This window comes from Kocuria sp. 2SI (genome assembly GCF_005502825.1).
GTDB lineage: Bacteria > Actinomycetota > Actinomycetes > Actinomycetales > Micrococcaceae > Kocuria > Kocuria palustris.
In genome coordinates, this window is record NZ_SCNB01000023.1 from 20,424 (window position 1) to 42,879 (window position 22,456).

Genomic DNA, 22,456 nt, shown 5'->3' on the forward strand with positions numbered 1-22,456 from the left:
CGTCCGCCCCGTGGATCCGGAGACCTACGGGGGCTGAGCTCACGGCTCAGCGCGTGGGCCCGGGGACGGCGACCTTCTCGAAGAGCGCCGCCGTGCCGATGCCGCCGGCCGAGCTGATCATGGCCAGCAGCAGGCTGCCCTCCGGCAGATCGCGCGCTCGGGCCAGCAGCCGGACCACGGAGACCGCCCCGGAGGCGCCGTAGGCGTGGCCGAGGGCCAGGGCGCCGCCGTCGGCGTTGAGCCCGCGCTCGTCGATGCCCAGCAGGTCGGTGCAGGCGAGCACCTGCCCGGCGAAGGCCTCGTTGAACTCGACCGCCGCGAGCTGCCGCGCGGCCACCCCCTGCTCCGCCAGCAGCCGAGCCGCCGCGGCAGCCGCCCCCAGGCCCAGCCGCGTGGGATCCACGCCCTGGGTCGACGCGCCGCGGAAGGCCAGGGCCGTCGTCGCTCGCAGGCCGTGCGCCGCCGCCGGGGTCGCGATCAGGACTGCAGCGGCCCCATCCGCGTCGGCGCACGAATTCCCGGCGGTCACGGTCCCTCCGTCGACGAATGCCGCCGGGAAGCGGGCCAGCAGGTCGGCGTTCAAGCGCGGACGCGGGCCGTTGTCGGCCGTGACCTCGCCGCGGGCACCGGTCACCGGCACGAGCTCGTCACGGAACCGGCCGGCGGCGGCCGCTTCGAGCGCCCTGCGATGGCTGCGCAGCGCGAACGCGTCCTGGCGCTGACGGTCGATCCCGTGCTCCCGGGCCACGGTCTCGGCGGCTTCACCCATGCCCGGATCCCCCAGGTGCTCGGGGCTGAAGCGGGCGCGCCGGTAGAACTCGACCTCCCCGTCCGCGCCGCGACGGCCTCGCAGCGGAGCCGTGCTGATGCTCTCGGCGCCGCCGGCCAGGAAGGCGCTTCCCGCTCTGGCCTGCGCCAGTCGGCAGGCCAGCACGACGGCGTCGAGCCCCGAGCCGCACTGCCGATCGACCGTGACCCCCGGGACCGACAGCGGCAGGCCGGCCTCCAGGGCCGACAGCCGTGCCAGGTTGCCTCCGGCTCCCACCGCGTTGCCCATCACGACGTCCGCGACGGACTCCGGCGCCAGGCCCGTCTCCGTCACGAGCCGCTGCAGGATCGGCGCCAGCAGACGGTGCACGGGCACGTCGGCCAGCGCGGTCCCTGCTCGTGCCAGCGGGGTCCGACGCCCGAGCAGGAGCAGAGGCGCTGAGGGATCAGCCGAGCGGTCGGGCACGGGGATCTCCCTCCTCGATCCAGGACCGCAGCACGGCTCGACTGATCTTCCCTCCGCCGGTGACGGGCAGCTCACCCAGACGCCAGTACTGCTGGGGCCGCTTGGTCGAGGCCAGCATGGTCTCCAGCGCCGCCCGCAGACTCTGCCGATCCGCCCCTTCGTCTTCGAGAAGGACGCCGGCAACCAGGCGCTGTCCGCGAGAAGGATCCGGCAGGCCCACCACGACAGCCTCGGCCACCCCCGGCACAGAGCCGATCGCGGCCTCCACCTCCTGCGGGTAGATGTTCAGCCCGCCCGAGTTGATCATCTCGGAGGCCCTGCCCAGCACGTGCAGCCGCCCATCGCGCAGGAAACCCTGATCCCGCACCGTCGCCAGGTCTGCGATCCGCGCGAATGCCCGGCCGTCATCGCCCCACAGGTAGCCGTCGCACACCAGATCGGAGCGCACGGCGATGCTGCCGGTGCCGCCCTCCGGGAGGACACGGCCGTCGTGGTCCACGATGACCGCCTCCACGCCGGGGAACGGCAGCCCCACCGCCGTCGGGTCGAGCGTCCGGATCTCCCCCGGCGGATGCTCCTGAGCGGCCACGAAGCCGAGCTCCGCGGCGCCGAAGTACTCCCAGATCACGGCATTCGGCGCCCATCGGCGGGCCGCGGTCAGCGTCTGCGGATCCAGCTTCTGCCCCGCGCAGACGATTGCACGCAGTCCATGCTCAGACTCTCCGGCAGCCAGGGCGCGCTCAGCGATCAGGCGCAGCATCGTCGGCACGGCCACCACCCGGGTGACGCCCTCGGCGGTGATCGCCGCACGGGCCGCCGCGCTGTCGAAGCGCGGCAGGACGACGGCGGCGGCGCCGGCGTGCAGGCACTCGGAGAGAGCGTAGAGATTCATGCTCGACGACAGGGGGCCGGGCACCAGCACCCGGTCCTCGCTGCGCAGGTCGAAATGCCGGGTCGAGGCCTCGAAGGAGCGTCGCCAGGAGCCGCGGCTGCGCAGGAACCCCTTGGGCACCGAGGTGGTGCCGGAGGTCAGGCCCACCAGGAAGGCGGAGTCGTCGGGCCCGTCGCGCAGGTGTGCCGGTGCTGCGCTTTCCGGGAGCACGTCGCGGCAGCGCTGGCTCACCGCGCCGCCGATGCTCTCGGGCAGAGCCGGATCCAAGACCGCGCACACGCGCCGCTCGGCCACCCCCGCGGCCCATCGCACGACGAACTCCGTGCCGGTGCCCTGCTGCAGGATCCCGACAGCCTCCCCTGAAGCCGCCAGCTCGGCAGCCCGCGAGCGCAGCCCGCTCCAGCTCAGCCGGTCCTCGGCGCAGACGACGGCCGTGTCCTGCGGACGCTGCTCGGCCCAGCGGGAGAGACGGTCCAGGAAGGGCACGGCTAGGCCGTTCCCAGCATGAGCTTGAACCCCTCGTGGCTGCGCTCGAAGCCCAGCCGCTCGTAGAAGCGGTGGGCGTCCTTGCGCTGCCTGTCCTCCTCCGAGCAGATCCCCTCGCGGGAGGCGCCCAGCATGTCGTCGGACATCAGCTCGATCAGCGCCGGCAGGTCCTCGGCCGTCGCCTCCTCCAACACGACGTCAGTTCCCGGAAGCTCGATCCTGTCCATTCGTCCTCACCATCCCGGCTGGTTGCTGCTGGTCCACGGGTCGCTGCGGTCGCGCCACGGATGCGGGCTGCCGTGGTCGATCTCGCGGCGCATCTCGACCAGGCGGTGATCCGCCTCGGCCCATCCGAGAACGCTCTCACGGTGGGCCACGTGCCCGCGCTCCGTCACGACCAGCGGCACGGCGGCCATCCCTGACGCACGGGCGAGCAGGAAGAACGGCAGCGCGATCCACTGCGCCAGGGACTCGAGCAGCCACAGCACCAGCAGCGGGAGCAGCAGGATCATGGCGATCGCGCCCACGACGGCGGAGATCGGATCGTCCACGGCCGAGCCCGGCATGATCTCCAGAACGCCGGCCATCCAGCGCCGCGAGCGGCTTCGCCACGGAAGGAGGCGTCGGCGCGCCTTCATGGCTGTCTCCTCGGTCTCATGGCGGCCGACCGGCCGCGGATCGGTTCGTGAGCAGTCTGCCAGAGGTGCCCCGACAGGGCCTCTGTGTCGTCGGAGCCCCGTTCTACGCTCTCCAGCGGAAGGCACGACACGACTCATCAGGAGGCACCCATGCGCGGCGTCATCATGCACAGCCCCGGCGAGGTCCGGGTCCAGGATCGCGACGACCCCCAGATCGTCGAGCCCACGGACGCGATCATCAAGGTCACGGCCGCCTGCGTCTGCGGGTCGGACCTGTGGCCCTACCGCGGGGCCCAGCACGTGGAAGATCAGCCCATGGGCCACGAGTACGTGGGCGTCGTGGAGCAGGTCGGCGACAGCGTCACCACGGTGAAGCCCGGGGACTTCGTGGTGGGGTCGTTCATGACCTCGGACGGCACCTGTGAGATCTGCCAGGCCGGCTACCAGTCGCGCTGCGTGGACACCACGCCCATGGGCGGGATCGGCACGCAGGCGCAGCTCGCTCGCATCCCCCAGGCAGACGGCACGCTCGTGGCCACCCCGGAGCACCCGGACGAGGACCTCATCCCGTCGCTGCTCGCAGCCTCGGACGTGCTGGGCACCGGCTGGTTCGCCGCCGACGCCGCAGCCGCCGGCCCGGGCAAGACCGTGGCCGTGGTCGGCGACGGCGCCGTGGGCCTCATGGGCATCCTGGCCGCCCAGCAGATGGGCGCAGAGCGCATCATCGCCATGTCCCGCCACGAGTCCCGGCAGAAGCTTGCCCGCGAGTTCGGCGCCACGGATATCGTCACCGAGCGCGGAGACGACGGCGTGGCCAAGATCAAGGAGCTCACCGGCGGCCTCGGCGCGCACAGCGTCATCGAGGCCGTGGGCACCCAGGAGGCCATGCTCCAGGCCATCAAGTCCACCCGCCCCGGCGGTCACGTGGGCTTCGTCGGCGTCTCCCACGGCGTGGAGCTGCCCGGCGACCTCCTCTTCGGCAGCACGGTCCACCTGCACGGCGGCCCCGCCCCGGTGCGCCGCTACCTCCCGGAGCTGATCCAGCTGATACTGGATCGGAAGATCGAGCCCGGCAAGGTCTTCGACAAGCGCCTGCCGCTCGAGGAGGCCGCGGAGGCCTACCGCCTCATGGACCAGCGCGAGGCCATCAAGGTGCTGCTGGAGGTCTGAGCGGGTCCTCCAACTCCCAGTCTTCTCCAAATCTAAACTGGGACTTGGAGAAGACTGGGCGCAGTGGATTCAGCGCTCGTACCCGGGCACTGAGCTGATCTGCTTCGCGGGGGTGCCGACCACCACGGCGCCCGCGGGCACGTCCTTGGTCACGGTCGAGGAGGCGCCCACCACCGCCCCATCGCCGAGGGTGATCCCGCCCTGATCCTGGAACGCGCAGCCGGAGTTGATGAACACGTCGCGCCCGACGCGCAGGGCCTTGCCGAAGTCCGAGCGCAGCGGCGGGAAGACGGTCACGGAGGCGTCGATCTCCTGCCCGGTCAGAGCGCCCCCAGCAGCCGTCGGACCTCACCAGGGTCCTGATAGCCGGAGTTGAGCGCGGCGGTGATGCGCGGTGCCTCCTGGCTGATCTCGTGCATGGCCGCATGCAGGTCCGATCCGCCGCGGATGATCTCCCCGCGGCTCATCCGCTCCAGCAGCTCCTTGCGCTCCACGGTGTGCTCCGTCGTCGTCTTTCGCTGCGTCCTGCCCGGTTCAGGCCGCGAGCATGGCCCTGACGGGGTCCCCCACTGCCAGCTCGCCCTCCGTCACGACCATGCAGCCGTAGGCCAGCAGCGCCCCGGGACGGATGCGCCGCAGCAGGGAATGGTCCTTCTGCCCGGTGACGGGGTCATGGTCGATGATCACGCAGCGCTCCAGCTCCCCCACGACCTCCAGAGTCACCGCCCCGACCTCAAGGCGCGATCCGGCCGCGAGCGCCAGCGGGGCGTCGCGGTCGTCGATCACCAGATTGGGACGGTAGCGGTCCGTGTCCGACGGCAGCCCCGCCAGCTCGGAGCGCAACAGCACGCTCACAGGCGCACCCCAGACGATCGCGTCCGAGAAAAGGGTGCGGGCCAGCAGGACCTGCCGCCCGGCCTCGGCCGAGAGGCGCCGCGCGAGAGGTCCGTCGTGCACGCGCGCAGGGATCCGGCGGTCGTAGTAGCGGATCCGTGCCTCCTGATGGACCACGTGCTGGTCATCCCCGGGCAGATCCCCCGGCTCGACCACCAGTCGGACCATGGCCGGGAACTGCGGGGCCCGCAGGCAGGTCAGGTCATCGGCCCAGACCGGCGTCCAGCGACGGTCCCGGTCCAGCCCGCCGACCGCCACCCCGATCCGCTCATGCTGACTCCACCCCAGTCCCTTGACCAGGGTGGAGCCGATCCGCTCGAGGTGCGCCATGGTGGCCCGGCCGGCGGCTCAGGCCTCCGGGATCTCCTTGCCGAAGTCCTCGAGCGTGACCTGGTGCGGCTCCGGTCCGCCGCGCTTGCCGGTGTTCAGGGCATCGAGCTGCCCCAGCTCGTCCTCGGTCAGCTCGAAGCCGAAGACGTCCAGGTTCTCGCGGATGCGCTCGGGATTCACCGACTTGGGGATCACCTGACGGCCGCGCTGCAGCTGCCAGCGCAGCATGACCTGCGCCGGGGTGGCCTGGTGCGCCTGGGCGATCTGGGCGATCGTCGGGTCGTCGAACGTGGTGGTCTCCTGGCCCTCGGAGCCGCGGTAGCTGGTGATGCCGCCGATCGGGGACCAGGACTGGACCAGGATTCCGTGCTCGCGGCAGAACTGCTCCACCTCGGTCTGGGCGAAGTACGGGTGGTACTCGATCTGGTTCACAGCAGGCACCGCGGTGGTGCGCTGCATGAGCTCCTCCAGGTGGCGGACCTCGAAGTTGCTGACACCGATCGCACGGACCTTGCCGTCTGCGAGCAGCTGCTCGAGGGCCATGTACGCCTGGATCGTGCGCTCGAACTCGCCTTCGAGGGCCTGGTGCAGGATCAGCAGGTCGAGCTGCTCCGCACCGAGCTTGCCGGCGGCCTTGTCGAAGGCGTGCAGCGTCTCCTCATAGCCGTAGTCGTTGATCCAGACCTTGGTCTCCAGGAAGACCTCGTCACGCGGGACGCCGGAATCGCGCAGGCCCTGCCCGACCTCGCGCTCGTTGCCGTAGGCCGCGGCGGTGTCGATCAGGCGGTATCCGGCGCGCATTGCGGCCTCGACGGCCTGGGCCGTCTCCTCCGGCTCGGACTGGTAGACGCCGAGCCCGATCACGGGCATCTCGACGCCGTTGTTCAGGATGAACGTGCTGGTGGGATTCTGCAGATCGGTCATCTGTCCATCATGCTCTGCGGCAGGGCATCTGCGGGAGGCCTTCTCCTCGACGCGAACACCCGCTCGCCACACGCGTCCATGTTGTGACGTGCGCGACATCGACGCAGACTGGCCTCATGGACACCGCACCCCGCCCCGCCCTGCACACCACGGTCCTGGACACCCAGAACGTGGCCTCGCTGGCTGACTTCTACCGTTCGCTGCTGGGCTGGGACTACGCGCCCGGGACCGAGAAGGACTCCAGCGAGTGGCGCACGCTGCTCGGACCCGGCGGCGTCAGGCTCTCCTTCCAGCGGGTGGAGGCGCTCCCGCCTTCGACCTGGCCGAGTCCCGACGTGCCGCAGCAGATCCACCTCGATCTGACTCTCGAGACCGTCGACGAGTTGCGGGCCCTGAAGCCTCGCCTGCTCGAGCTCGGTGCCGTCATGCTGCAGGACTCCCTGGATGATTCGGAGGAGCGGCTGCTGATCGTGGCAGACCCGGCCGGTCACCCTCTGTGCGTCTTCGTACCCTGATCCCTCACTCCCCCTGACGACTCCCCCGCTCCCTCGCCGACCCAGGAGACCCATGACCGCCGAGCAGGCCTTCTTCCATCGCACCGGCCCCACCACGTTCGAGCCCACCGAGCACGCCTCGGGCGCCTGGTCGGAGGAGGATCACCACTTCGCCTCCATCGCCGGCCTCGTGGTGCACGAGCTCGAGCGCTTCCGCTCCGACCAGGGCGACTCGCAGCTGCAGCTCGGCCGGATCAGCTACGACATCCTGGGGCGTCTGCCCATGTCCGAGCTGACCGTCGACGTCGAAGTCCTGCGACCCGGGCGGACCATCGAGCTGCTGCAGGCCACCGTGACGATCGCCGGACGCGCCGTCGTCATCGCCCGGGCCTGGTACCTCTCGCGCGCGGACACCGCCGATGTCGTCGGCGGCCAGGCCGAGCCGATGCCCTCTCCGGAGGAGGTCGAGCCCTGGGAGATGAGCACCGGGTGGCCGGGCGGCTACATCGCCCAGATCCAGGCCAGAGTCGTGCAGCAGCGCCCGGGGCGCGCGACCGTCTGGCTCCACAGCCCGTCGGAGATCGTGGCCGGAGAGACCGCCGGCGACCTCGCCCGGTTCTTCTCCAGCATCGACGCCGCCAACGGGATCGCCGTCCGCCAGCAGACGGACCGGTGGACCTTCCCCAACCTCGATCTCACCGTCCATCTGCACCGGATCCCGGAGGGCACCTGGACCGGCCTGGACACCGAGGTCATCTGGGGTCCGGACGGCGTAGGCCTCACCAGCTCCACGCTTCACGACGCCCGCGGACCCGTTGGCACCGCCGAGCAGGTCCTGACGCTGCGTCGGATCTGAGGGTCTCCGCGACTGGCCGAAACGACACCTCAACCTCATCGAGTGGCTGATTGCTCACCGTTTCGTCGCTGAAACGGTGAGCAATCAGCCACTCGAGGGAGGGGCGGTGGCGATTTGGCCAGTCGTGACGACGACGGGTGACGCGACTGCCTCAGCGGTGCGTGGGCTCAGCGTGATCGTCCGGACGACGACGGCCCCAGATCGAGGCCAGGATCCCGCCGGAGATGTTGTGCCACACCGAGAAGATGGCCCCGGGCAGGGCCGCCTCGGGCGTGAAGTACTGCGCGGCCAGGCCTGAGGCCAGCCCCGAGTTCTGCATGCCGACCTCGACGGAGACTGCGCGTCGGGAAGCCACCGGGAAGCGCACGAGCGCTGCAACTGCATACCCCAGGCCGTAGCCCAGCAGGTTGTGGAGGATGACGCCCACGATCAGACCCAGGCCGGCAGCGACCAGCACCTCGCCGGAGCCGGAGACCACGGCGATCACCACGTAGGTGATGCCCAGCACCGAGACCCACGGCAGGATCGGCTCGATCCGCCGCACGAATCCGGGCAGCAGAGAGTGGATGATCAGCCCCAGGATGATCGGGACCAGCACGATCTGCACGAGCGACAGGGCCAGGCTCCCGGTGGGTACCTCCAGGAACTGACCGGCCAGCGCCAGGGTGATCAGCGGCGTCAGCAGCGGCGAGAGCAGCGTGGACAGCGACGTCATGGTCACCGACAGCGCCACGTCGCCCTTGGCCAGGTAGGTCACGACGTTCGACGACGTCCCGCCCGGCACCGAGCCCACCAGGATCATGCCCGCCGCCAGCTGCGGCGGCAGATCGAGGGCGGTCGCGATGCCCAGAGCAAGCAGCGGCATGAGCGTGAACTGCAGGATGACTCCGGCGATCACGGGCAGCGGCCGCTTCAGCACGAGCGCGAAGTCCGGCAGGGACAGCGTCAGCCCCATGCCGAACATGATGATCATCAGCGCCGGCGTCACCCCCGCGCCCCAGCCGGCGAAGGCCTGCGGGAACAGCAGGGCGACGGCGGCTCCGGCCAGGATCAGTAGCGGGAACACCGTCACGGCGCGTCGGCTGCTGCGCTGCTCATTGCTCGATCCGCCGGTCGATCTTCCGCCGGGTGCGGACTCCGTGTGCTGGGCCATGCTCGCCTTCCCCTTCCGTGTGCGATCCGTCGAGCCTATCGGCGGAGCACGGAGGAGCGTGGGCTCAGCCCAGGTGCGCGATCGCCGAGATCTCCACCAGGAACTGCGGGCGGGCCAGGGCGGCCACCCCGATCACGGTATGCGTGGGCAGGACGTCGCCGGTGAAATGCCGGGCGCGGGCCGCGCTGATCGACGGGGCCTGGGTGACATCGGTGAGGTAGGTGGTCGTGGAGACGATGTCGTCCATGGACCCGCCGGCCTCCTCCACCACCGCGCGCATGTTCGTGAAGACCTGCTCCACCTGGACGTCGATGTCGCCCTCGCCCACGCTCGTGCCGTCCGAGGCGAAGGACACCAGTCCGGAGATGCGCAGATCGTCGCCAGCGCGGAAGCCGTGCACCCAGGCCAGGTGACGGTCGAAGGCGCCGGGCGCGGCCAGGCGAGCATTGCGCTCGTCGGCGCGCGGGCCGTCGGGCAGGTGGAGCATCTCGCCCACCGCGACCGAGGCGTCCACGACGCGACGGGTCCGGAAGCGCCGTCGTCGTTCGTATTCGAGGCGAGCGGCATCCCAGTCGTCGGAGCCGGCCAGCAGGTCCGAGAGCACGATCGCGTCCTCGATGGACTGGTTCGCGCCCTGCCCGTGGTGCGGGACGGTCGCGTGGGCGGCGTCGCCGAGCAGCGTGATCCGGCCGTCGGACCAGTGCGTGAGCGGCGGTCGGAAGAACAGCGCCCACCGCTCGGTCACGGGCACCGCGGTGACCATCTCGACGACGGGTGCGTCCCCGTCGGCGAAGTGCAGGACGGCTGCGTCGCCCGAGTCGTCGATCTGCGTCACGTGCTTGGACAGGTGCAGGGACTCCGGGTCCAGGGCGCCGAACAGGATGGCCTGCAGGTCCGCGCGGTGGATGCCCAGGAACGAGGCGCCGAAGCGGCGCCGGTACTCGTCGTGCGACGACAGCCGTGCGATCCGCTCGCCGGTGCGGCCGTCCCGGAAGATCAGCCCGTCCACCTCCGCGGAGACGGCCCCAGGGGCTCGGCCAGGCCGAAGCGCTGGTCGTAGAAGCGGGTGGCGTTGGCCGACAGCGACACCGCCGCTCCGACCTCCCGCAGCACCGGGGTCTGCTCGTAGAGCTGGACGTCCAGCCCCCGACGCTGCAGCTCGATGCCCAGAGTCAGGCCGCCGATCCCAGCGCCGATGATGGCGATCCGCTTGCTCATGAGGTCTCCTTCGCAGGCCTGCGGCGAGCCTACGGCCTCGTGCTGCGCATCACATCCCCCGGGCCGCCAGCGCCCCGTGGCACGCCGCGAGCACTTCCGTCGCCGGCTCCCCCGCCCGGCAGGTGGACATGGGGACCTGGCCGAAGGCGCCGCGCGGCAGAGGATCCCTGCACAGCTGCGCGGTGCGCGGCCCATCCCAGTCGATGTGCACGAACCACGCACCGTCCTCCTGGACGATCTCGGCCACCGTCCCCACGGCGCACAGCTCCTGCCGCCGGGAGAGGTAGGCCCAGACCAGATCCCCGGGCCGCATGATCCGGAAGCCCGTGCGCAGGCACCAGCGGCGGATCGGCTGCGAGCGCCCGATCGCGTCCCAGACGGCCGTGGCATCTGCGCGGGTGCGCCAGTCGCCGGGCAGGTGCTCGGCGTGGGCGGCGGGGTCGATGGGCAGCAGCCAGTGCGCAGATCTCATCGCGGCGAGTGGTCGAAGATCAGGCTCGTGTTGGTGGACGCGACCTCCTCGCGCATGCTGATCCGGTCGGAGACCAGGGCGCGCAGGGCCTCGGTGTCGCGCACGGCGGCGTGGACCAGGAAGTCGCGGTCACCGGCGAGGAAGTAGACCTGCCGGGACTCGGGCAGCTCGGTCAGGTAGGCCTGGAACCTCGACAGGGATCGACGAGCATACGGGTGGACGCGGATGCTGATGATGACCTCGATCGACAGCCCCAGGGCGGCGGGGTCCACGTCAGCGCGGAAGCCGGTGATCACCCCGGACTCGATCAGGGCGCCCACCCTCTTGTGACAGGTCGACTCCGCCGCCCCCCACTCGACGGGCCAGCTCGCTGATCGCCGTTCGCCCGTTGCCGCGCAGCTCGCGCAGCAGGGCCTGATCCAGCTCATCCAGGGCACGAGGCGGGGCGGATTCTGCGGTGACCATGGGCTCTCCTGAGGGTCGGTCAGCGGATTCCGTCGATTATCGCTGAATGCGCACGGATTCCTCCATGGACCATGGAGGAATCGGCAGAGTCCTTCTAGTGTTCCGGATCACATCATCAGCAGCGCCCGCGGCCATCCGCACCGCACGGTCCCCCAGGAGGAGAGGCATGAGCCACGCCATCGTCATCGGAGCAGGAATGGTCGGTCTGGCCACCGCCTGGCACCTCCAGGAGCGCGGTCTCGAGGTCACCGTGATCGACAAGGAGGGCGTGGCCGCGGGGTCGTCGTGGGGCAATGCCGGCTGGCTCTCCCCCGGCAAGACGATCCCGCTGTCGCACCCGAGCCTGTGGGGCTACGGGCCCAAGGCGCTGTTGGACCCCGACGCCGCCCTGCACGTCCCCGCCCGCGTGGACCCCACGCTGTGGAGCTTCTTCGCCCGGTTCATGGCGCACGCGACCACCAGGTCCTGGGACCGCACCATGGCCGCGCTGACGCCGATCGACAAGCTCGCGCTGGAGGGCTTCGACGAGCTGACCGACGGCGGCATCGAGTCCTGGACGCGCAAGAGCCCGTTCGTCGTCGGGTTCGAGAACGAGAAGCAGTCCCAGGGGTTCCTGGGCGAGGTGGCCGGAGCGGTCCGCCACGGCCAGGACGTGCCGTTCGAGCCGCTCGAGAACCCCCGCGAGCTCGCGCCGATGCTCTCCGAGAACGTGAAGGTGGCCTACCGGCTGGAGGGCCAGCGCTACTTCGAGCCCGGCCCGTTCATGGAGGCGCTGGGGCAGGCCTTCATCCAGCGCGGCGGCACCCTGCGCACGGGTGTCGAAGTCACCGACGTGAACTCCACGCGGACACCGTCGGTGACGCTGTCCACGGGCGAGCACCTCACCGCCGACACCGTCGTGATCGCCACCGGCGCCTGGCTGCCCCGGCTGGCAGCGCCGCTGGGCGTGAAGGTCAAGGTCCAGGCCGGGCGCGGGTACTCGTTCTCCGTGGCCACCGACCAGCCCGCCGAGCACCCCGTGTACCTGCCGCACGCGCGCATGGCCTGCACCCCCTACCAGGGGCGGTTCCGCATCGCCGGCACCATGGAGTTCAAGCACGCCGACGAGCCCTTCGACCCGGGGCGCATCACCGCGATCGTCAACGAGGCGCGGAAGCTGATGACCGGCGTGGACCTCGACGCGCGCCAGGACGAGTGGGTCGGCTCGCGCCCCGTCACCCCGGACGGCCTCCCGCTGATCGGCGCCACGCAGGTCCCCAATGTCTACGTGGCCGGCGGGCACGGCATGTGGGGCATGGTCCTGGGACCCATCACCGGGCGTCTGCTGGCCGATCAGATCACCACCGGAGCGATCCACCCGGCGATCAAGCCCTTCGATCCGCTGCGCTGAGACGGATACTCGGGCCATGAGCCCCACCTCCGACGACGTCCTGGCCGCCGCCCGCATCCTCGAGGGCGTCGCGCACCGCACCCCGGTGCTGAGCTCGAGCACGCTCGACGAGCAGCTCGGGTGCTCCGCGCACCTCAAGGCCGAGAACCTGCAGCGGGCCGGAGCCTTCAAGTTCCGCGGGGCGTTCACTGCGCTGTCACGGCTGCCGCACGACGACGCCGTCGTCGCCTTCTCCTCGGGCAACCATGCCCAGGCGGTGGCCCTGGCCGCTGCGCTGCAGGGGCGTGCGGCCACGATCGTGATGCCGTCCGATGCCCCGGCGATGAAGGCGGCGGCCACGCGCGGCTACGGCGCCGAGTTGGTGGCCTACGACCGCCGCACCGAGGATCGCGCGGCGCTGGCGGCCCGTCTGGCCGAGGAGCGCGGGGCGCATGTCATCCCGCCGTTCGACCACCCGGACATCATCGCCGGGCAGGGCACGGCCGCCCTCGAGCTGCTCCAGGAGACCGTGCCGCTCGATCTGCTCTTCGTGCCGCTGGGCGGCGGCGGTCTGCTGTCAGGCTCGCTGCTGGCGGCCGGCCTGCTGGCACCGGAGTGCCGCGTGATCGGCGTGGAGCCTGCCGCCGGCGACGACGTCCAGCGGTCGCTGGCGCTGGGGCGCCCCGTGACGATCGATGTCCCCGAGACCCTGGCCGACGGCGCCCAGACCACTCGGGTGGGCGAGACGACCTTCGAGATCATCCGCGAGCGCGTGGACTCGATCATCACCGTGCCCGACGACGCCCTGGTGGCCGAGATGCGCTTCCTCGCGGAGCGGATGAAGACCGTGGCGGAGCCGACCGGCTGCCTGGGGTTGGCCGGGCTGCGCGCCTGGGCGCAGGAGCACGACGTCCACGGGCTGCGCGCGGGCGCGATCCTCAGCGGCGGGAACGTGGACCTGCGGAGGTTCGCAGCGCTGGTGGGGTGAGTCCGGTGGGCTCGGACTGTCACATCTGCTGCAACAGCAGCGTTGCAGCAGATGTGACAGTTGATGCCGAGTCGCCTTTCAGGAAGCCCTGGCCACTCCAGAGCTTCAGGTTCCCTGAGGGCGGCGTCGGCCCCGAAGCCAGATGAGATAGACCCCCAGGAAGGCCACACCGAGGAGCACGAGCGCCACAACCAGAAGCATGAGTATGGCTGCGATCTTGACCCCCACTGACTCGGCAGGAGTGAAGGTGCCCACGAGCGCCACAAGGAGCACGATCGGCAGCGCAAGCACACTGGGGACGAGGAGCACCCACCCGAGGGCCTTCCGCCCCAGGGCGGGGCGAGGTGTGGATCTGCCCTGCGGCGCACCCGACCCCTCGACGGGCCAACTCCTGCTCTGCGGCTGATGCAGCGACTCTCCGCGTGAGTCCTGGTAGGCAGGTGCCCACTGGGGTCCGCTGGGACCGACTTGCTCACCGAACGGTCGCGGAGACTCCTGCCGACCACGAGGCTGGGGAATCTCGGGCGCCTGTGTCGGGGTGTCACTCTCCTCATGGGCCCTGCCGAATATCGGCGATTCCGGGGGAAGGGGCGCAGGGGCTCGGTGCTCCGGTGCTTCAGGTGCTGACACCGCGGAAGCTGGTTCCGGCACAGACTGCCTCCTGATCAGTGCCGCATTGTCAGGGACGTCGACATCGGCCGGCTGCCCGGTCTCGCCGACACCGATCCTGTCGGATTTCCGCTCCAGCAGCTCAAGGAACTCGTTCCGTGCCACGAAGGTGATGGTGTTGCCTCGTGCCCGGTAGTCGGCGGCCTTCTGCTCCTTGCCGCTGCCAAGATCGGGCCGGTAGGTATCCGGAAGGTGTCCACGCGAGGCGACCACGAGCATCGTGGTCTTGAGCGTCACGTTCTTCTGCGGAGTTCCCCCCGCTGCCGCGATGCGCTCGAAGGCTGTCCATCGGTCCATGGAGTCCAGATCACCGGTGAGAACGACCGACTGTCCGAAAAGGGGGTGCCGTTCGTCCGCCTCTGGATCCGGCTTCGGGAGATCGGCGACCTTCGCCTTGGAGACACGGTCCGAGCTCCACTTCGAAGTTCCCGTCCGCTTCTGCTGCAACGGCCACAGGCCGTTGATGTCCTCAGCACCGATCTGATTGCCGATGCTGATGGCGATCTGCGCACACGCCGCCGCATCCGCGGCCGCATCGTGGTGCTTGAATCCCTTGACTCGCAGATGCTTCGCCACGGTCGGGAGCTTGTAGTCCGGAAGCCTCAGGTGCTGGCGTGCAAGCTTCAGCGTGTCCTCCCACCGCGCCGACGGCGGTGTGATCCCCACCCTTCGACAGGACTCGGCATAGACCGACTGATCGAAGCTCGAGTTGTGCGCGATCAGCGGTGAGCCGCCGCGGAAGGACTCGATCCGCGCCAGGCTCTCCTCCCAGCTGATGCCACGACGGCGAACATCCTGCGGGCGAATCCCATGGATGCGGATGTTGCCGAAGTCGAAAGCGTCAGCACCTGTCGGCGGGACGACCAGCCAAGAGTCTCTGGCGATGATCTGCCCGCCGAGAACCCTGACGACTCCAACTGCACAGACGGAGGCCCGTTCGCGATTCGCCGTCTCGAAGTCGATGGCGGTGAAGTCGAGCGCGCTGGGTGCCATCGTCGGCCTTTCCGCAGTCTGATGATTCCGGATCCACTCTAAGCGCCTGTGATGCGGACGCATGCGTTGTCTGGATCGGCTCAAGTGCTATGAGACGGGATGAGGCCCTGGAAGATGCTCGTCCCACACGGATTCGAGCAGATCACCTGCGCCGATCAGGTCCTTCGGCGCCCCACCAAGCTCCGGGATCGGCGTGACCCACCATTCCAGGACGTCCCAGCTGACCTCAGTGCGTTCCATGTCTCCGGCAAGACGGCGGAAGAGCTTCTCATTCAGGTCGGCCACCTCGGGGAGGACGTCACCGTCTCGGAATTGGAATAGCGGATAGAGCTTCGCCCCACCGTAGGCAACGGCCACTACCGCCGAGCGGCTCTCCAGGTATCTCAGCCAGCTGCGCCTCTCCTTCTCGGCCTTCGCGGTCAGGGATCTTCTGGTCTCGGCAGCAGTGCTTGCAGCGAGACCGGCGACGAGCTGAGCCTGACGGGTGCGCTCGGGGTCTCTCTGGTAGTCAGCTCTCCAGATCTCCTGGGATTCCCAGCCCTCTGGGAATCCCATCGTCTCCAGCCTCAGGCCGAGAAGATCACTCTGCCGCTGGAGCAGCTCGATCATGCGCCGACTCCAGTCGCTTCGCTGGTCGATTCGCGCCATCAGGTAAGTCAGGACAGCCACGCTTCCGTAGAGGCGATGTCGACTCCAGCGATCGAGGTGCTCCAGCTCAGACACGTTGCTGCTGCTGGCCAGCTCAGCGGTGAACGACCGATTCCATATCCTCGAGTGATGCGCACACAGGTTCCGGAGATGCCGGATGTGCTCCAGCCAGTTGCTCAGCAGCCCGAAGTCGCCAGCGCCCGTCACGGTGAAGAGGTCGAAGGCCGTTGCGATCAAACGCCGATCCTGCTCGGCAGTGCCGAGATACAGACGACGCAGGGTCCCGAAGGACATCACCTCCGTCGCAACCCATACGGGGAGATGCGGCCCGTAGGCCTGACGAAAGTGACGGACGAACTCCTCCTGAGAGCGACCCTCCTGAAGCTCGTACTCACGGAGCCATTCGTCGTGACCACAGGCTGCGCTCGAGTCGCTCTGAGGCTCGCCCGTGAAGCAGGGATCCAAGGAATCTCGGCGGCGGTGCGCGAAACGATGCCGGAAGCCGAGAGTGTGACCGACTCGAAACCGGATCGCCACCTCGATGGCCTCGACGGCCTCCAGAAGAAGGGAGCGCACCTGCGCATCGAAGTCATAGATCTGCTCGATGGCGCGCAGTGATGTTCCCGGCTCAACAGCCGAGGTCACTTCGATCTCGCCCGACTCTGCCGAATGCCGGATCCGATACGGGTACCAGTAGGCGGACAGCCGGTAGTACCCGACCCTCCGCAGCAGGGCCTCAGCTTCACCCGAAGGACCCGTCTCCATGCCGCGGTCGCGCAGGAGTTCCACCTGCTCACTGACTGGCAGGAAGGGCTTGGCGTACGAACTGTCCTCTTGGGCCATGACAGAAAGCTAGCCGCCCCTCGGTGAAGAGGAAGCGGCTAGCCGTGATGCTGTGAATCTAGCACGGCCACGACCGCCGGAGGAAGGCCCTGCACCCCTTGACCCACATACCCCAAGGGGGTAAACTTGAAGTCTGCACCTACCCCCTAGGGGTATCACCACCAGCGAAGGAGCGCACCATGGCGACCACCGAGTTCAACGTCACCGGCATGACCTGCGGGCACTGCGAGATGTCCGTGCGCGAAGAGGTCGAGGAGATCCCCGGAGCCTCCGTGAGCCAGGTCAGCCACGAGACCGGCCGCCTCGTCGTCGAGAGCGACCAGCCCGTCGACGACGCCGCCGTGAAGGCCGCCGTCGAGGAGGCCGGCTACTCGGCCGAGCGCGCAGCGTGAGCGCCGCCGCCCGCCTCGGGGCCTACCTCGCGGCGCTGGCGGCGGTCTTCGTCGCCGCCTTCTTCATCGGCGGCGCCGTCGTGCCTCAGAGCACCGTGGACTCCTGGACCCAGCAGGCCGAGGAGTCCTCGCACTCGCAGACCCCGGACGAGCCTGAGAACCCCGCCGATTCCGATCACTGACCCCCCGATCCGCCGCACCGGGCCGGGGAGAGCACCGACTTCCAGGAAGAAGCACCCATGACCACCTCCGCGCCCACGGACTCCAGCGCCCAGCCGCAGTCGTCGGGTCCCGACGTCGAGCTGCTGCTCGGCGGCATGACCTGCGCGTCGTGCGCCAACCGCATCGAGCGCAAGCTGAACAAGCTCGACGGCGTGAGCGCCTCGGTCAACTACGCGACCGAGAAGGCGCGCGTCTCCGTGCCGGAGGGCTATGACAGCCAGCAGCTGATCAGCACGGTCGAGCAGGCGGGCTACACCGCCGAGCTGCCCAGGCCCAAGGGCGCGCAGCCGCAGAAGGATGACGACGAGGGCGAGGACCCCGAGCTGACCTCCCTGCGCCATCGCCTCATCGGGGCGGGTGTGCTGGGCGTTCCGGTCATCATCCTGGCGATGATCCCCGCACTGCAGTTCACCTACTGGCAGTGGCTCTCGCTCACCCTGGCCGCCCCCGTGATCGTGTGGGCCGGCTGGCCCTTCCACAAGGCCGCCTGGACCAACCTGCGCCACGGCTCGGCCACCATGGACACGCTGATCTCCATGGGCACGATCGCCGCGTTCCTGTGGTCGCTCTACGCCCTGTTCTTCGGCACCGCCGGGATGCCGGGAATGACGCACGCCTTCGAGCTGTCGGTCGAGCCCACGGACGGCGCCAGCTCGATCTACCTGGAGGTCGCCGCAGGCGTCATCTTCTTCATCCTGGGCGGGCGCTACTTCGAGAGGCGCTCCAAGCGCCAGGCCGGCGCTGCTCTGCGCTCGCTCATGGAGCTGGGCTCCAAGGAGGTCGCCGTCCTGCGCGACGGCGCCGAGACCCTCATCTCGATCGATGATCTCGCCGAGGGCGACGAGTTCGTCGTGCGCCCCGGCGAGAAGATCGCCACCGACGGCACCGTGGTCTCCGGCTCCTCCGCCGTGGACGCCTCCATGCTGACCGGCGAGTCCGTCCCGGTCGAGGTCTCCGAGGGCGACGACGTCACCGGCGCGACCGTCAACACCGGCGGGCGCCTGGTCGTGCGCGCCACTCGCGTCGGCTCCGACACGCAGCTGGCGCAGATGGCCCAGATGGTCGAGGACGCGCAGTCCGGCAAGGCCGAGGTGCAGCGCCTGGCCGATCGGATCTCCGGCGTCTTCGTCCCGATCGTCATCGCGATCGCCGTGGCGACCCTGGGCGTGTGGCTGGGCGCGGGCTTCCCGATCACCGCCGCCTTCACCGCCTCGGTGGCCGTGCTGATCATCGCCTGCCCCTGCGCCCTGGGACTGGCGACTCCCACCGCGCTGCTGGTCGGCACCGGCCGCGGGGCGCAGCTGGGCATCCTCATCAAGGGCCCCGAGGTCCTGGAGTCCACCCGCAAGGTCGACACCGTGGTGCTGGACAAGACGGGCACCGTGACCACCGGCCGCATGACGCTGAGGAATGCATATACCGCCGATGGAATGGATGAGCAGGAGCTGCTGCGCATCGCCGGCGCCCTGGAGGACTCCTCGGAGCACCCCATCGCGCGTGCCATCACCCGCGGCGCCCGCGAGCGCGTGGGCAAGCTGCCAGCCGTCGAGAGCTTCCAGAACCTCGAGGGCCGCGGTGTCCAGGGCGTCGTCGACGGACGTCTGGCGGTCATCGGCCGCGACACCATGCTCGAGGAGTGGTCCCTGGACATGCCCGAGGCCCTCGCCCGCGCCAAGGAGCAGGCGGAGTCCGATGGTGAGACCGCCGTCGTCGTGGCCTGGGACGGTGCCGTGGGAGGCGTCCTGACGGTCGCCGATGCGGTCAAGGAGACCAGCGCCGAGGCCATCCGCCAGTTCCGCGACCTGGGTCTGACGCCCGTGCTGCTGACCGGCGACAACCAGGCCGTGGCCGAGACGGTGGCCGCGGAGGTCGGGATCGAGAAGGTCATCGCCGGCGTCCTGCCGCAGGACAAGGTCACGACCATCCAGCACCTGCAGGACGAGGGGCGTGTGGTCGCCATGGTCGGCGACGGCGTCAACGACTCCGCCGCCCTGGCCCAGGCCGATCTCGGCATGGCCATGGGCACCGGCACGGATGCCGCCATCCAGGCCGCCGACATCACACTAGTGCGCGGGGATCTGCGCGCGGCCTCGGATGCGGTGCGCCTGTCGCGCAAGACCCTGGGCGTGATCAAGTCCAACCTGTTCTGGGCCTTCGCCTACAACATGGCCGCGATCCCGCTGGCCGCCTTCGGACTGCTGAACCCCATGCTCGCCGGCGCGGCCATGGCATTCTCTTCCGTGTCCGTGGTGGCCAACAGCCTGCGGCTGCGCGGGTTCCGCAGCCGCTCCGGGGCCGCACCTGCCGCCGCGACGGCCGACGAGCGCGAGTCCGCCGCCGCATGAGCATCCCGAACGACCAGGAGATCAGCACCATGAGCACCGATCAGGACGCCGCCGACGAGGCCCTCGTGGAGCAGACGGCGGAAGCCACCGCGGACATGGCCCCGGACAGCGAGCTAGATCAGGACGGCCATGCCCACCACGGGTACATGTCGGACAAGCAGCGCTACCTGGCCCGCCTCAAGCGGATCGAGGGTCAGGCCCGCGGCATCCACCGCATGATCGACGAGGAGAAGTACTGCATCGACATCCTCACGCAGATCTCCGCGCTGAACTCGGCCCTGCGCAATGTGGGCCTGGGCCTGCTCGACGACCACATGCGCCACTGCGTGGTCGATGCCGCCCAGGCGGGCGGCGAGGAGGCCGACGCCAAGATGCAGGAGGCCTCCCAGGCCATCGCCCGGCTGATGAAGGGCTGAGACCGGGCTCAGGCACCCGCGAGAGATCACACCCTGCCCGCGAGGGGTCGCTGATGCCGTCTTTCAGCCACTGAAAGACGGCATCAGCGACCCCTCAGCGCGGCCCGTGGGACGACGCGCGCCGGTTCAGGCCTCCCGGGGCTGGTCGAGGAGGTCGTCCGCTTCTCAGTCCGCGAGCGCACGGACATCACGACGGCCCCGGCAAATGCCAGGGCCGTCGTCGTCGGTGCTCTCGCGCTCAGTAGTTGGCGGGCGGGTCGGAAGCCGGGAAGGACTCCCGCTCCTCCTCTTCCACCAGCTGCTCCTCGCGCTCGGACTCCGTCTGGGCGGGATGCTCCTGCTCGACGGGTTCCTGCGGGTTCTGCGATGCGCTGGTCTCGCTCATGACCTGCTCCTTCCGTTCGACGATCACCCCTCCATTATCAGGCCTCCGCGCAAACGCGCGATCCGTCAGTGACCCGGCAGATCGGCACCGACCTTCTCTGCCTTCTTCAAGTGCTGGCCTGGGATAGCCTCAGCGCATTCGGCCTCCTGTGTCTGCGCCGGACCAACCGCACGACGAAAGCGACCCCGCCTTGTCCCTCACCACCCTCTTCCACGGCGCCACGGTCTTCACCGGAGAGGCCGCCTCCCCCACCGCCCACTCGTTCGCGGTGCAGGACGGCCGCTTCCTGGCGGTCGGGACGCAGGAGGAGGTGCGCGCAGTCGTCGGGCCCGACGCCGTGGAGGAGGACCTGCACGGGGCCTTCGTGCTGCCGGGGTTCTGGGAGGCCCATGTCCACATGACCATGCTGGGCGAGGCCCTGGACAAGGTCTCGCTGCGCGACTGCGCGGACGTGGACGAGATCCAGCAGCGCATCGCCGAGGCGCGGACCGCCGACCCGCAGGCCACCCAGATCCTCGGCGCCAGCTGGTACCCGCATGCCTTCGCGCCGGGTCAGCAGCCCACGGCCACCATGCTGGACGCAGTCGTCGCCGACATCCCCGTGATCCTGGACGCCAACAGCCTCCACGCCGCATGGGTGAACACCGCCGGCCTGGCAGCGCTGGGCATCACCCGCGAGACCCCGGATCCGCTGGGCGGTCAGATCGTGCGCGACGCCGACGGCGAGCCCACCGGGTTGCTGCTCGAGAACGCCGCGATCGAGTACGCCTGGGGGTATCAGGCCGCGCACTCCACCGAGGCTGATCAGGACCGCTTCCTGGACAACGCCTTCCGCTCCTACCTGGCCAGCGGAACCACGGGCGCCACGGACATGGGCTTCAGCGACTCGGACCTGGCGGTCTTCCGTCGTCGGCTGGAGCGCGACGGCCGCCTGCCCTTCCCCGTCGACGCCCACTGGATGCTGCGCCCCACCGGCGACCCGGAGGCGGATCTCGCGGAGGTCGAGCGGGTGGCCGCGATCCGCGACGAGATGGCCGCCGAGTTCGGCACCCAGTGGCTGCGGATCGTGGGCGTCAAGCTGATCCTGGACGGAGTGATCGACGCCTGCACCGCCGCCATACGCGCCCCGTACGTGGGCGGCGAGCTCCCCGATCCCCTCTGGGAGCGCGAAGCGGCCCTTCGGGTGACCACCGCCGCCGACGCCCACGGCCTGCAGCTGGCGCTGCACGCGATCGGCGACCAGGCCAGCACCCTGGCGCTGGATCTGGTCGAAGAGTGCGTGCGCGTCAACGGGCCCCGGGAGGGACGACGCCCCCGCGTGGAGCACCTGGAGTCGGTGGCTCAGGACACGATCGAGCGGATGGCGCAGCTGGGCGTGACTGCCTCGATGCAGCCGGTGCACTGCGACCCCGCCGTGCTGGACAATTGGAGGGCCATGCTCGGCGACGACCGCGCCGTCCAAGGATTCCCCTGGCACCGCTTCCGCGAGGCCGGCGTGCCGATCGCCCTGGGCACCGACGCCCCCACCGCTCCGCACCAGGCCGCGCGCAATCTGTTCATCGCCCTGACAGCTCGCTCCGCGTTCGACGCCGGCCGGGATCCGTATCAGCCGGAGAGGGTCTTCGATCCGGCCGATGCCCTGGAGGCGCTGACGTCGGCCGGGGCCCGGGCCTCCGGGCGCGACGGCACCGGGCGGATCGCTGCGGGGCTGGCCGCCGACTTCTGCGTGCTGGATCTGAACCCGCTGACCGATGACCCCGACGAGCTGCTGGAGATGCAGGTGCTGCGCACGGTCACCGGCTGATCCGGTTGTCAGCCCTGCTGCTCGGGCTCGGACGGCATCCATACCTCGGACTGCGAGTCCTCGGGGTAGTGGTGGTCGCCCGGGATGGTCTGCATCCCGCAGCAGGCCGGCCGCGACTATGATCCAGATCACACAGACGCCGCCCGCCCCTGGCCC

Annotated in this window: 27 protein-coding genes; 10 read left to right on the plus strand and 17 right to left on the minus strand. The window is 69.9% G+C overall.

Translation table 11 applies throughout. From position 1 onward, the window contains the following. Positions 1-46 precede the first annotated feature (46 nt). From FFS25_RS11375 to FFS25_RS11390, 4 genes are read right to left on the minus strand one after another with little or no spacing between them, the layout of a single operon-like run. Entirely contained in the window at positions 47-1,234 is a 1,188-nt protein-coding gene (locus FFS25_RS11375) for a thiolase family protein (protein WP_137803000.1), read from the minus strand. Next, positions 1,215-2,612 (minus strand): class I adenylate-forming enzyme family protein, encoded by a 1,398-nt coding sequence (locus FFS25_RS11380; protein WP_137803001.1) that lies wholly within the window; start codon positions 2,610-2,612, stop codon positions 1,215-1,217. The genes FFS25_RS11375 and FFS25_RS11380 overlap by 20 nt, the downstream gene beginning before the upstream one ends. Before the next feature lie 2 nt (positions 2,613-2,614). Continuing rightward, a complete protein-coding gene (locus FFS25_RS11385; protein ID WP_137803002.1) occupies positions 2,615-2,839 on the minus strand; it encodes a hypothetical protein in 225 nt (74 codons plus the stop codon). A 6-nt stretch (positions 2,840-2,845) separates the two neighbouring features. Beyond that, complete coding sequence (locus FFS25_RS11390; protein WP_137803003.1) at positions 2,846-3,250, minus strand: hypothetical protein; 405 nt, start codon at positions 3,248-3,250, stop codon at positions 2,846-2,848. 150 nt (positions 3,251-3,400) lie between these two features. Between FFS25_RS11390 and FFS25_RS11395 the strand changes: the two genes are divergently transcribed. Next, entirely contained in the window at positions 3,401-4,420 is a 1,020-nt protein-coding gene (locus FFS25_RS11395; protein WP_137803004.1) for a zinc-dependent alcohol dehydrogenase family protein, read from the plus strand. A gap of 69 nt (positions 4,421-4,489) precedes the next feature. On the opposite strand, the gene FFS25_RS14055 is transcribed toward FFS25_RS11395, so the two are convergent. The 4 genes from FFS25_RS14055 to FFS25_RS11410 are packed head-to-tail and all read right to left on the minus strand — an operon-like array spanning position 4,490 to position 6,568. Then, the gene (locus FFS25_RS14055; RefSeq protein WP_349654430.1) at positions 4,490-4,717 is read right to left on the minus strand and encodes an LbetaH domain-containing protein; all 228 of its coding nucleotides are present in this window, start codon (positions 4,715-4,717) and stop codon (positions 4,490-4,492) included. Between the two features lie 23 nt (positions 4,718-4,740). Beyond that, the gene (locus FFS25_RS14060; protein ID WP_349654431.1) at positions 4,741-4,914 is read right to left on the minus strand and encodes a hypothetical protein; all 174 of its coding nucleotides are present in this window, start codon (positions 4,912-4,914) and stop codon (positions 4,741-4,743) included. A 40-nt stretch (positions 4,915-4,954) separates the two neighbouring features. Continuing rightward, entirely contained in the window at positions 4,955-5,644 is a 690-nt protein-coding gene (locus tag FFS25_RS11405) for an MOSC domain-containing protein (protein ID WP_137803005.1), read from the minus strand. A gap of 18 nt (positions 5,645-5,662) precedes the next feature. Beyond that, entirely contained in the window at positions 5,663-6,568 is a 906-nt protein-coding gene (locus FFS25_RS11410; RefSeq protein WP_137803006.1) for an aldo/keto reductase, read from the minus strand. Positions 6,569-6,684: 116 nt separating this feature from the next. Here FFS25_RS11410 and FFS25_RS11415 point away from each other — a divergent pair, with 116 nt between their 5' ends. Together FFS25_RS11415 and FFS25_RS11420 are read left to right on the plus strand one after the other, a co-directional pair. Beyond that, the gene (locus FFS25_RS11415) at positions 6,685-7,083 is read left to right on the plus strand and encodes a VOC family protein (RefSeq protein ID WP_137803007.1); all 399 of its coding nucleotides are present in this window, start codon (positions 6,685-6,687) and stop codon (positions 7,081-7,083) included. 52 nt (positions 7,084-7,135) lie between these two features. Then, positions 7,136-7,918, plus strand: a complete 783-nt coding sequence (locus FFS25_RS11420) for a thioesterase family protein (RefSeq protein ID WP_137803008.1) — start codon at positions 7,136-7,138, stop codon at positions 7,916-7,918. Positions 7,919-8,069: 151 nt separating this feature from the next. On the opposite strand, the gene FFS25_RS11425 is transcribed toward FFS25_RS11420, so the two are convergent. From FFS25_RS11425 to FFS25_RS13845, 6 genes are all read right to left on the minus strand, one after another. Then, entirely contained in the window at positions 8,070-9,071 is a 1,002-nt protein-coding gene (locus tag FFS25_RS11425; RefSeq protein ID WP_137803009.1) for a bile acid:sodium symporter family protein, read from the minus strand. Between the two features lie 64 nt (positions 9,072-9,135). Then, the gene (locus tag FFS25_RS13840) at positions 9,136-10,080 is read right to left on the minus strand and encodes a Rid family hydrolase (RefSeq protein ID WP_249933884.1); all 945 of its coding nucleotides are present in this window, start codon (positions 10,078-10,080) and stop codon (positions 9,136-9,138) included. After that, on the minus strand, positions 10,068-10,289 hold the full coding sequence (locus tag FFS25_RS11435) for an NAD(P)-binding protein (RefSeq protein ID WP_137803010.1): 222 nt from the start codon (positions 10,287-10,289) through the stop codon (positions 10,068-10,070). Before FFS25_RS11435 ends, FFS25_RS13840 begins: the two co-directional genes overlap by 13 nt. A 49-nt stretch (positions 10,290-10,338) precedes the next feature. Further along, positions 10,339-10,761, minus strand: coding sequence for a hypothetical protein (locus FFS25_RS11440; protein ID WP_006214311.1), 423 nt, complete (start codon positions 10,759-10,761; stop codon positions 10,339-10,341). After that, complete coding sequence (locus FFS25_RS11445; RefSeq protein WP_249933885.1) at positions 10,758-11,081, minus strand: Lrp/AsnC family transcriptional regulator; 324 nt, start codon at positions 11,079-11,081, stop codon at positions 10,758-10,760. The genes FFS25_RS11440 and FFS25_RS11445 overlap by 4 nt, the downstream gene beginning before the upstream one ends. Then, positions 11,035-11,226: an AsnC family transcriptional regulator gene (locus FFS25_RS13845; RefSeq protein ID WP_249933886.1), complete on the minus strand. Its 192-nt coding sequence runs from the start codon at positions 11,224-11,226 to the stop codon at positions 11,035-11,037. Before FFS25_RS13845 ends, FFS25_RS11445 begins: the two co-directional genes overlap by 47 nt. A gap of 166 nt (positions 11,227-11,392) precedes the next feature. Between FFS25_RS13845 and FFS25_RS11450 the strand changes: the two genes are divergently transcribed. Beyond that, positions 11,393-12,616, plus strand: a complete 1,224-nt coding sequence (locus FFS25_RS11450) for an NAD(P)/FAD-dependent oxidoreductase (RefSeq protein WP_137803011.1) — start codon at positions 11,393-11,395, stop codon at positions 12,614-12,616. Positions 12,617-12,632: 16 nt separating this feature from the next. Beyond that, positions 12,633-13,583 carry a pyridoxal-phosphate dependent enzyme gene (locus tag FFS25_RS11455; RefSeq protein WP_137803012.1) on the plus strand — a complete coding sequence of 317 codons (951 nt, stop codon included), beginning with the start codon at positions 12,633-12,635 and terminating at the stop codon, positions 13,581-13,583. A gap of 105 nt (positions 13,584-13,688) precedes the next feature. Here FFS25_RS11455 and FFS25_RS11460 read toward each other — a convergent pair whose 3' ends face one another. Together FFS25_RS11460 and FFS25_RS11465 are read right to left on the minus strand one after the other, a co-directional pair. Then, positions 13,689-15,245 (minus strand): exonuclease domain-containing protein, encoded by a 1,557-nt coding sequence (locus FFS25_RS11460; protein WP_171004190.1) that lies wholly within the window; start codon positions 15,243-15,245, stop codon positions 13,689-13,691. Positions 15,246-15,332: 87 nt separating this feature from the next. After that, entirely contained in the window at positions 15,333-16,736 is a 1,404-nt protein-coding gene (locus tag FFS25_RS11465; RefSeq protein WP_137803014.1) for an Abi family protein, read from the minus strand. Positions 16,737-16,915: 179 nt separating this feature from the next. Here FFS25_RS11465 and FFS25_RS11470 point away from each other — a divergent pair, with 179 nt between their 5' ends. The 4 genes from FFS25_RS11470 to FFS25_RS11485 all read left to right on the plus strand — a co-directional run bounded on the left by FFS25_RS11470 (position 16,916) and on the right by FFS25_RS11485 (position 20,111). Continuing rightward, on the plus strand, positions 16,916-17,128 hold the full coding sequence (locus tag FFS25_RS11470) for a heavy-metal-associated domain-containing protein (protein WP_006214316.1): 213 nt from the start codon (positions 16,916-16,918) through the stop codon (positions 17,126-17,128). Continuing rightward, positions 17,125-17,310, plus strand: a complete 186-nt coding sequence (locus FFS25_RS11475; RefSeq protein WP_006214317.1) for a hypothetical protein — start codon at positions 17,125-17,127, stop codon at positions 17,308-17,310. The genes FFS25_RS11470 and FFS25_RS11475 overlap by 4 nt, the downstream gene beginning before the upstream one ends. Before the next feature lie 57 nt (positions 17,311-17,367). Then, positions 17,368-19,695, plus strand: a complete 2,328-nt coding sequence (locus FFS25_RS11480; protein WP_137803015.1) for a heavy metal translocating P-type ATPase — start codon at positions 17,368-17,370, stop codon at positions 19,693-19,695. A 95-nt stretch (positions 19,696-19,790) separates the two neighbouring features. Next, entirely contained in the window at positions 19,791-20,111 is a 321-nt protein-coding gene (locus FFS25_RS11485; RefSeq protein ID WP_036307642.1) for a metal-sensitive transcriptional regulator, read from the plus strand. Between the two features lie 238 nt (positions 20,112-20,349). On the opposite strand, the gene FFS25_RS13460 is transcribed toward FFS25_RS11485, so the two are convergent. Then, on the minus strand, positions 20,350-20,496 hold the full coding sequence (locus FFS25_RS13460; protein WP_171004191.1) for a hypothetical protein: 147 nt from the start codon (positions 20,494-20,496) through the stop codon (positions 20,350-20,352). A gap of 190 nt (positions 20,497-20,686) precedes the next feature. Here FFS25_RS13460 and FFS25_RS11490 point away from each other — a divergent pair, with 190 nt between their 5' ends. Continuing rightward, positions 20,687-22,300, plus strand: a complete 1,614-nt coding sequence (locus FFS25_RS11490) for an amidohydrolase (protein ID WP_137803016.1) — start codon at positions 20,687-20,689, stop codon at positions 22,298-22,300. Positions 22,301-22,456: the final 156 nt, after the last annotated feature.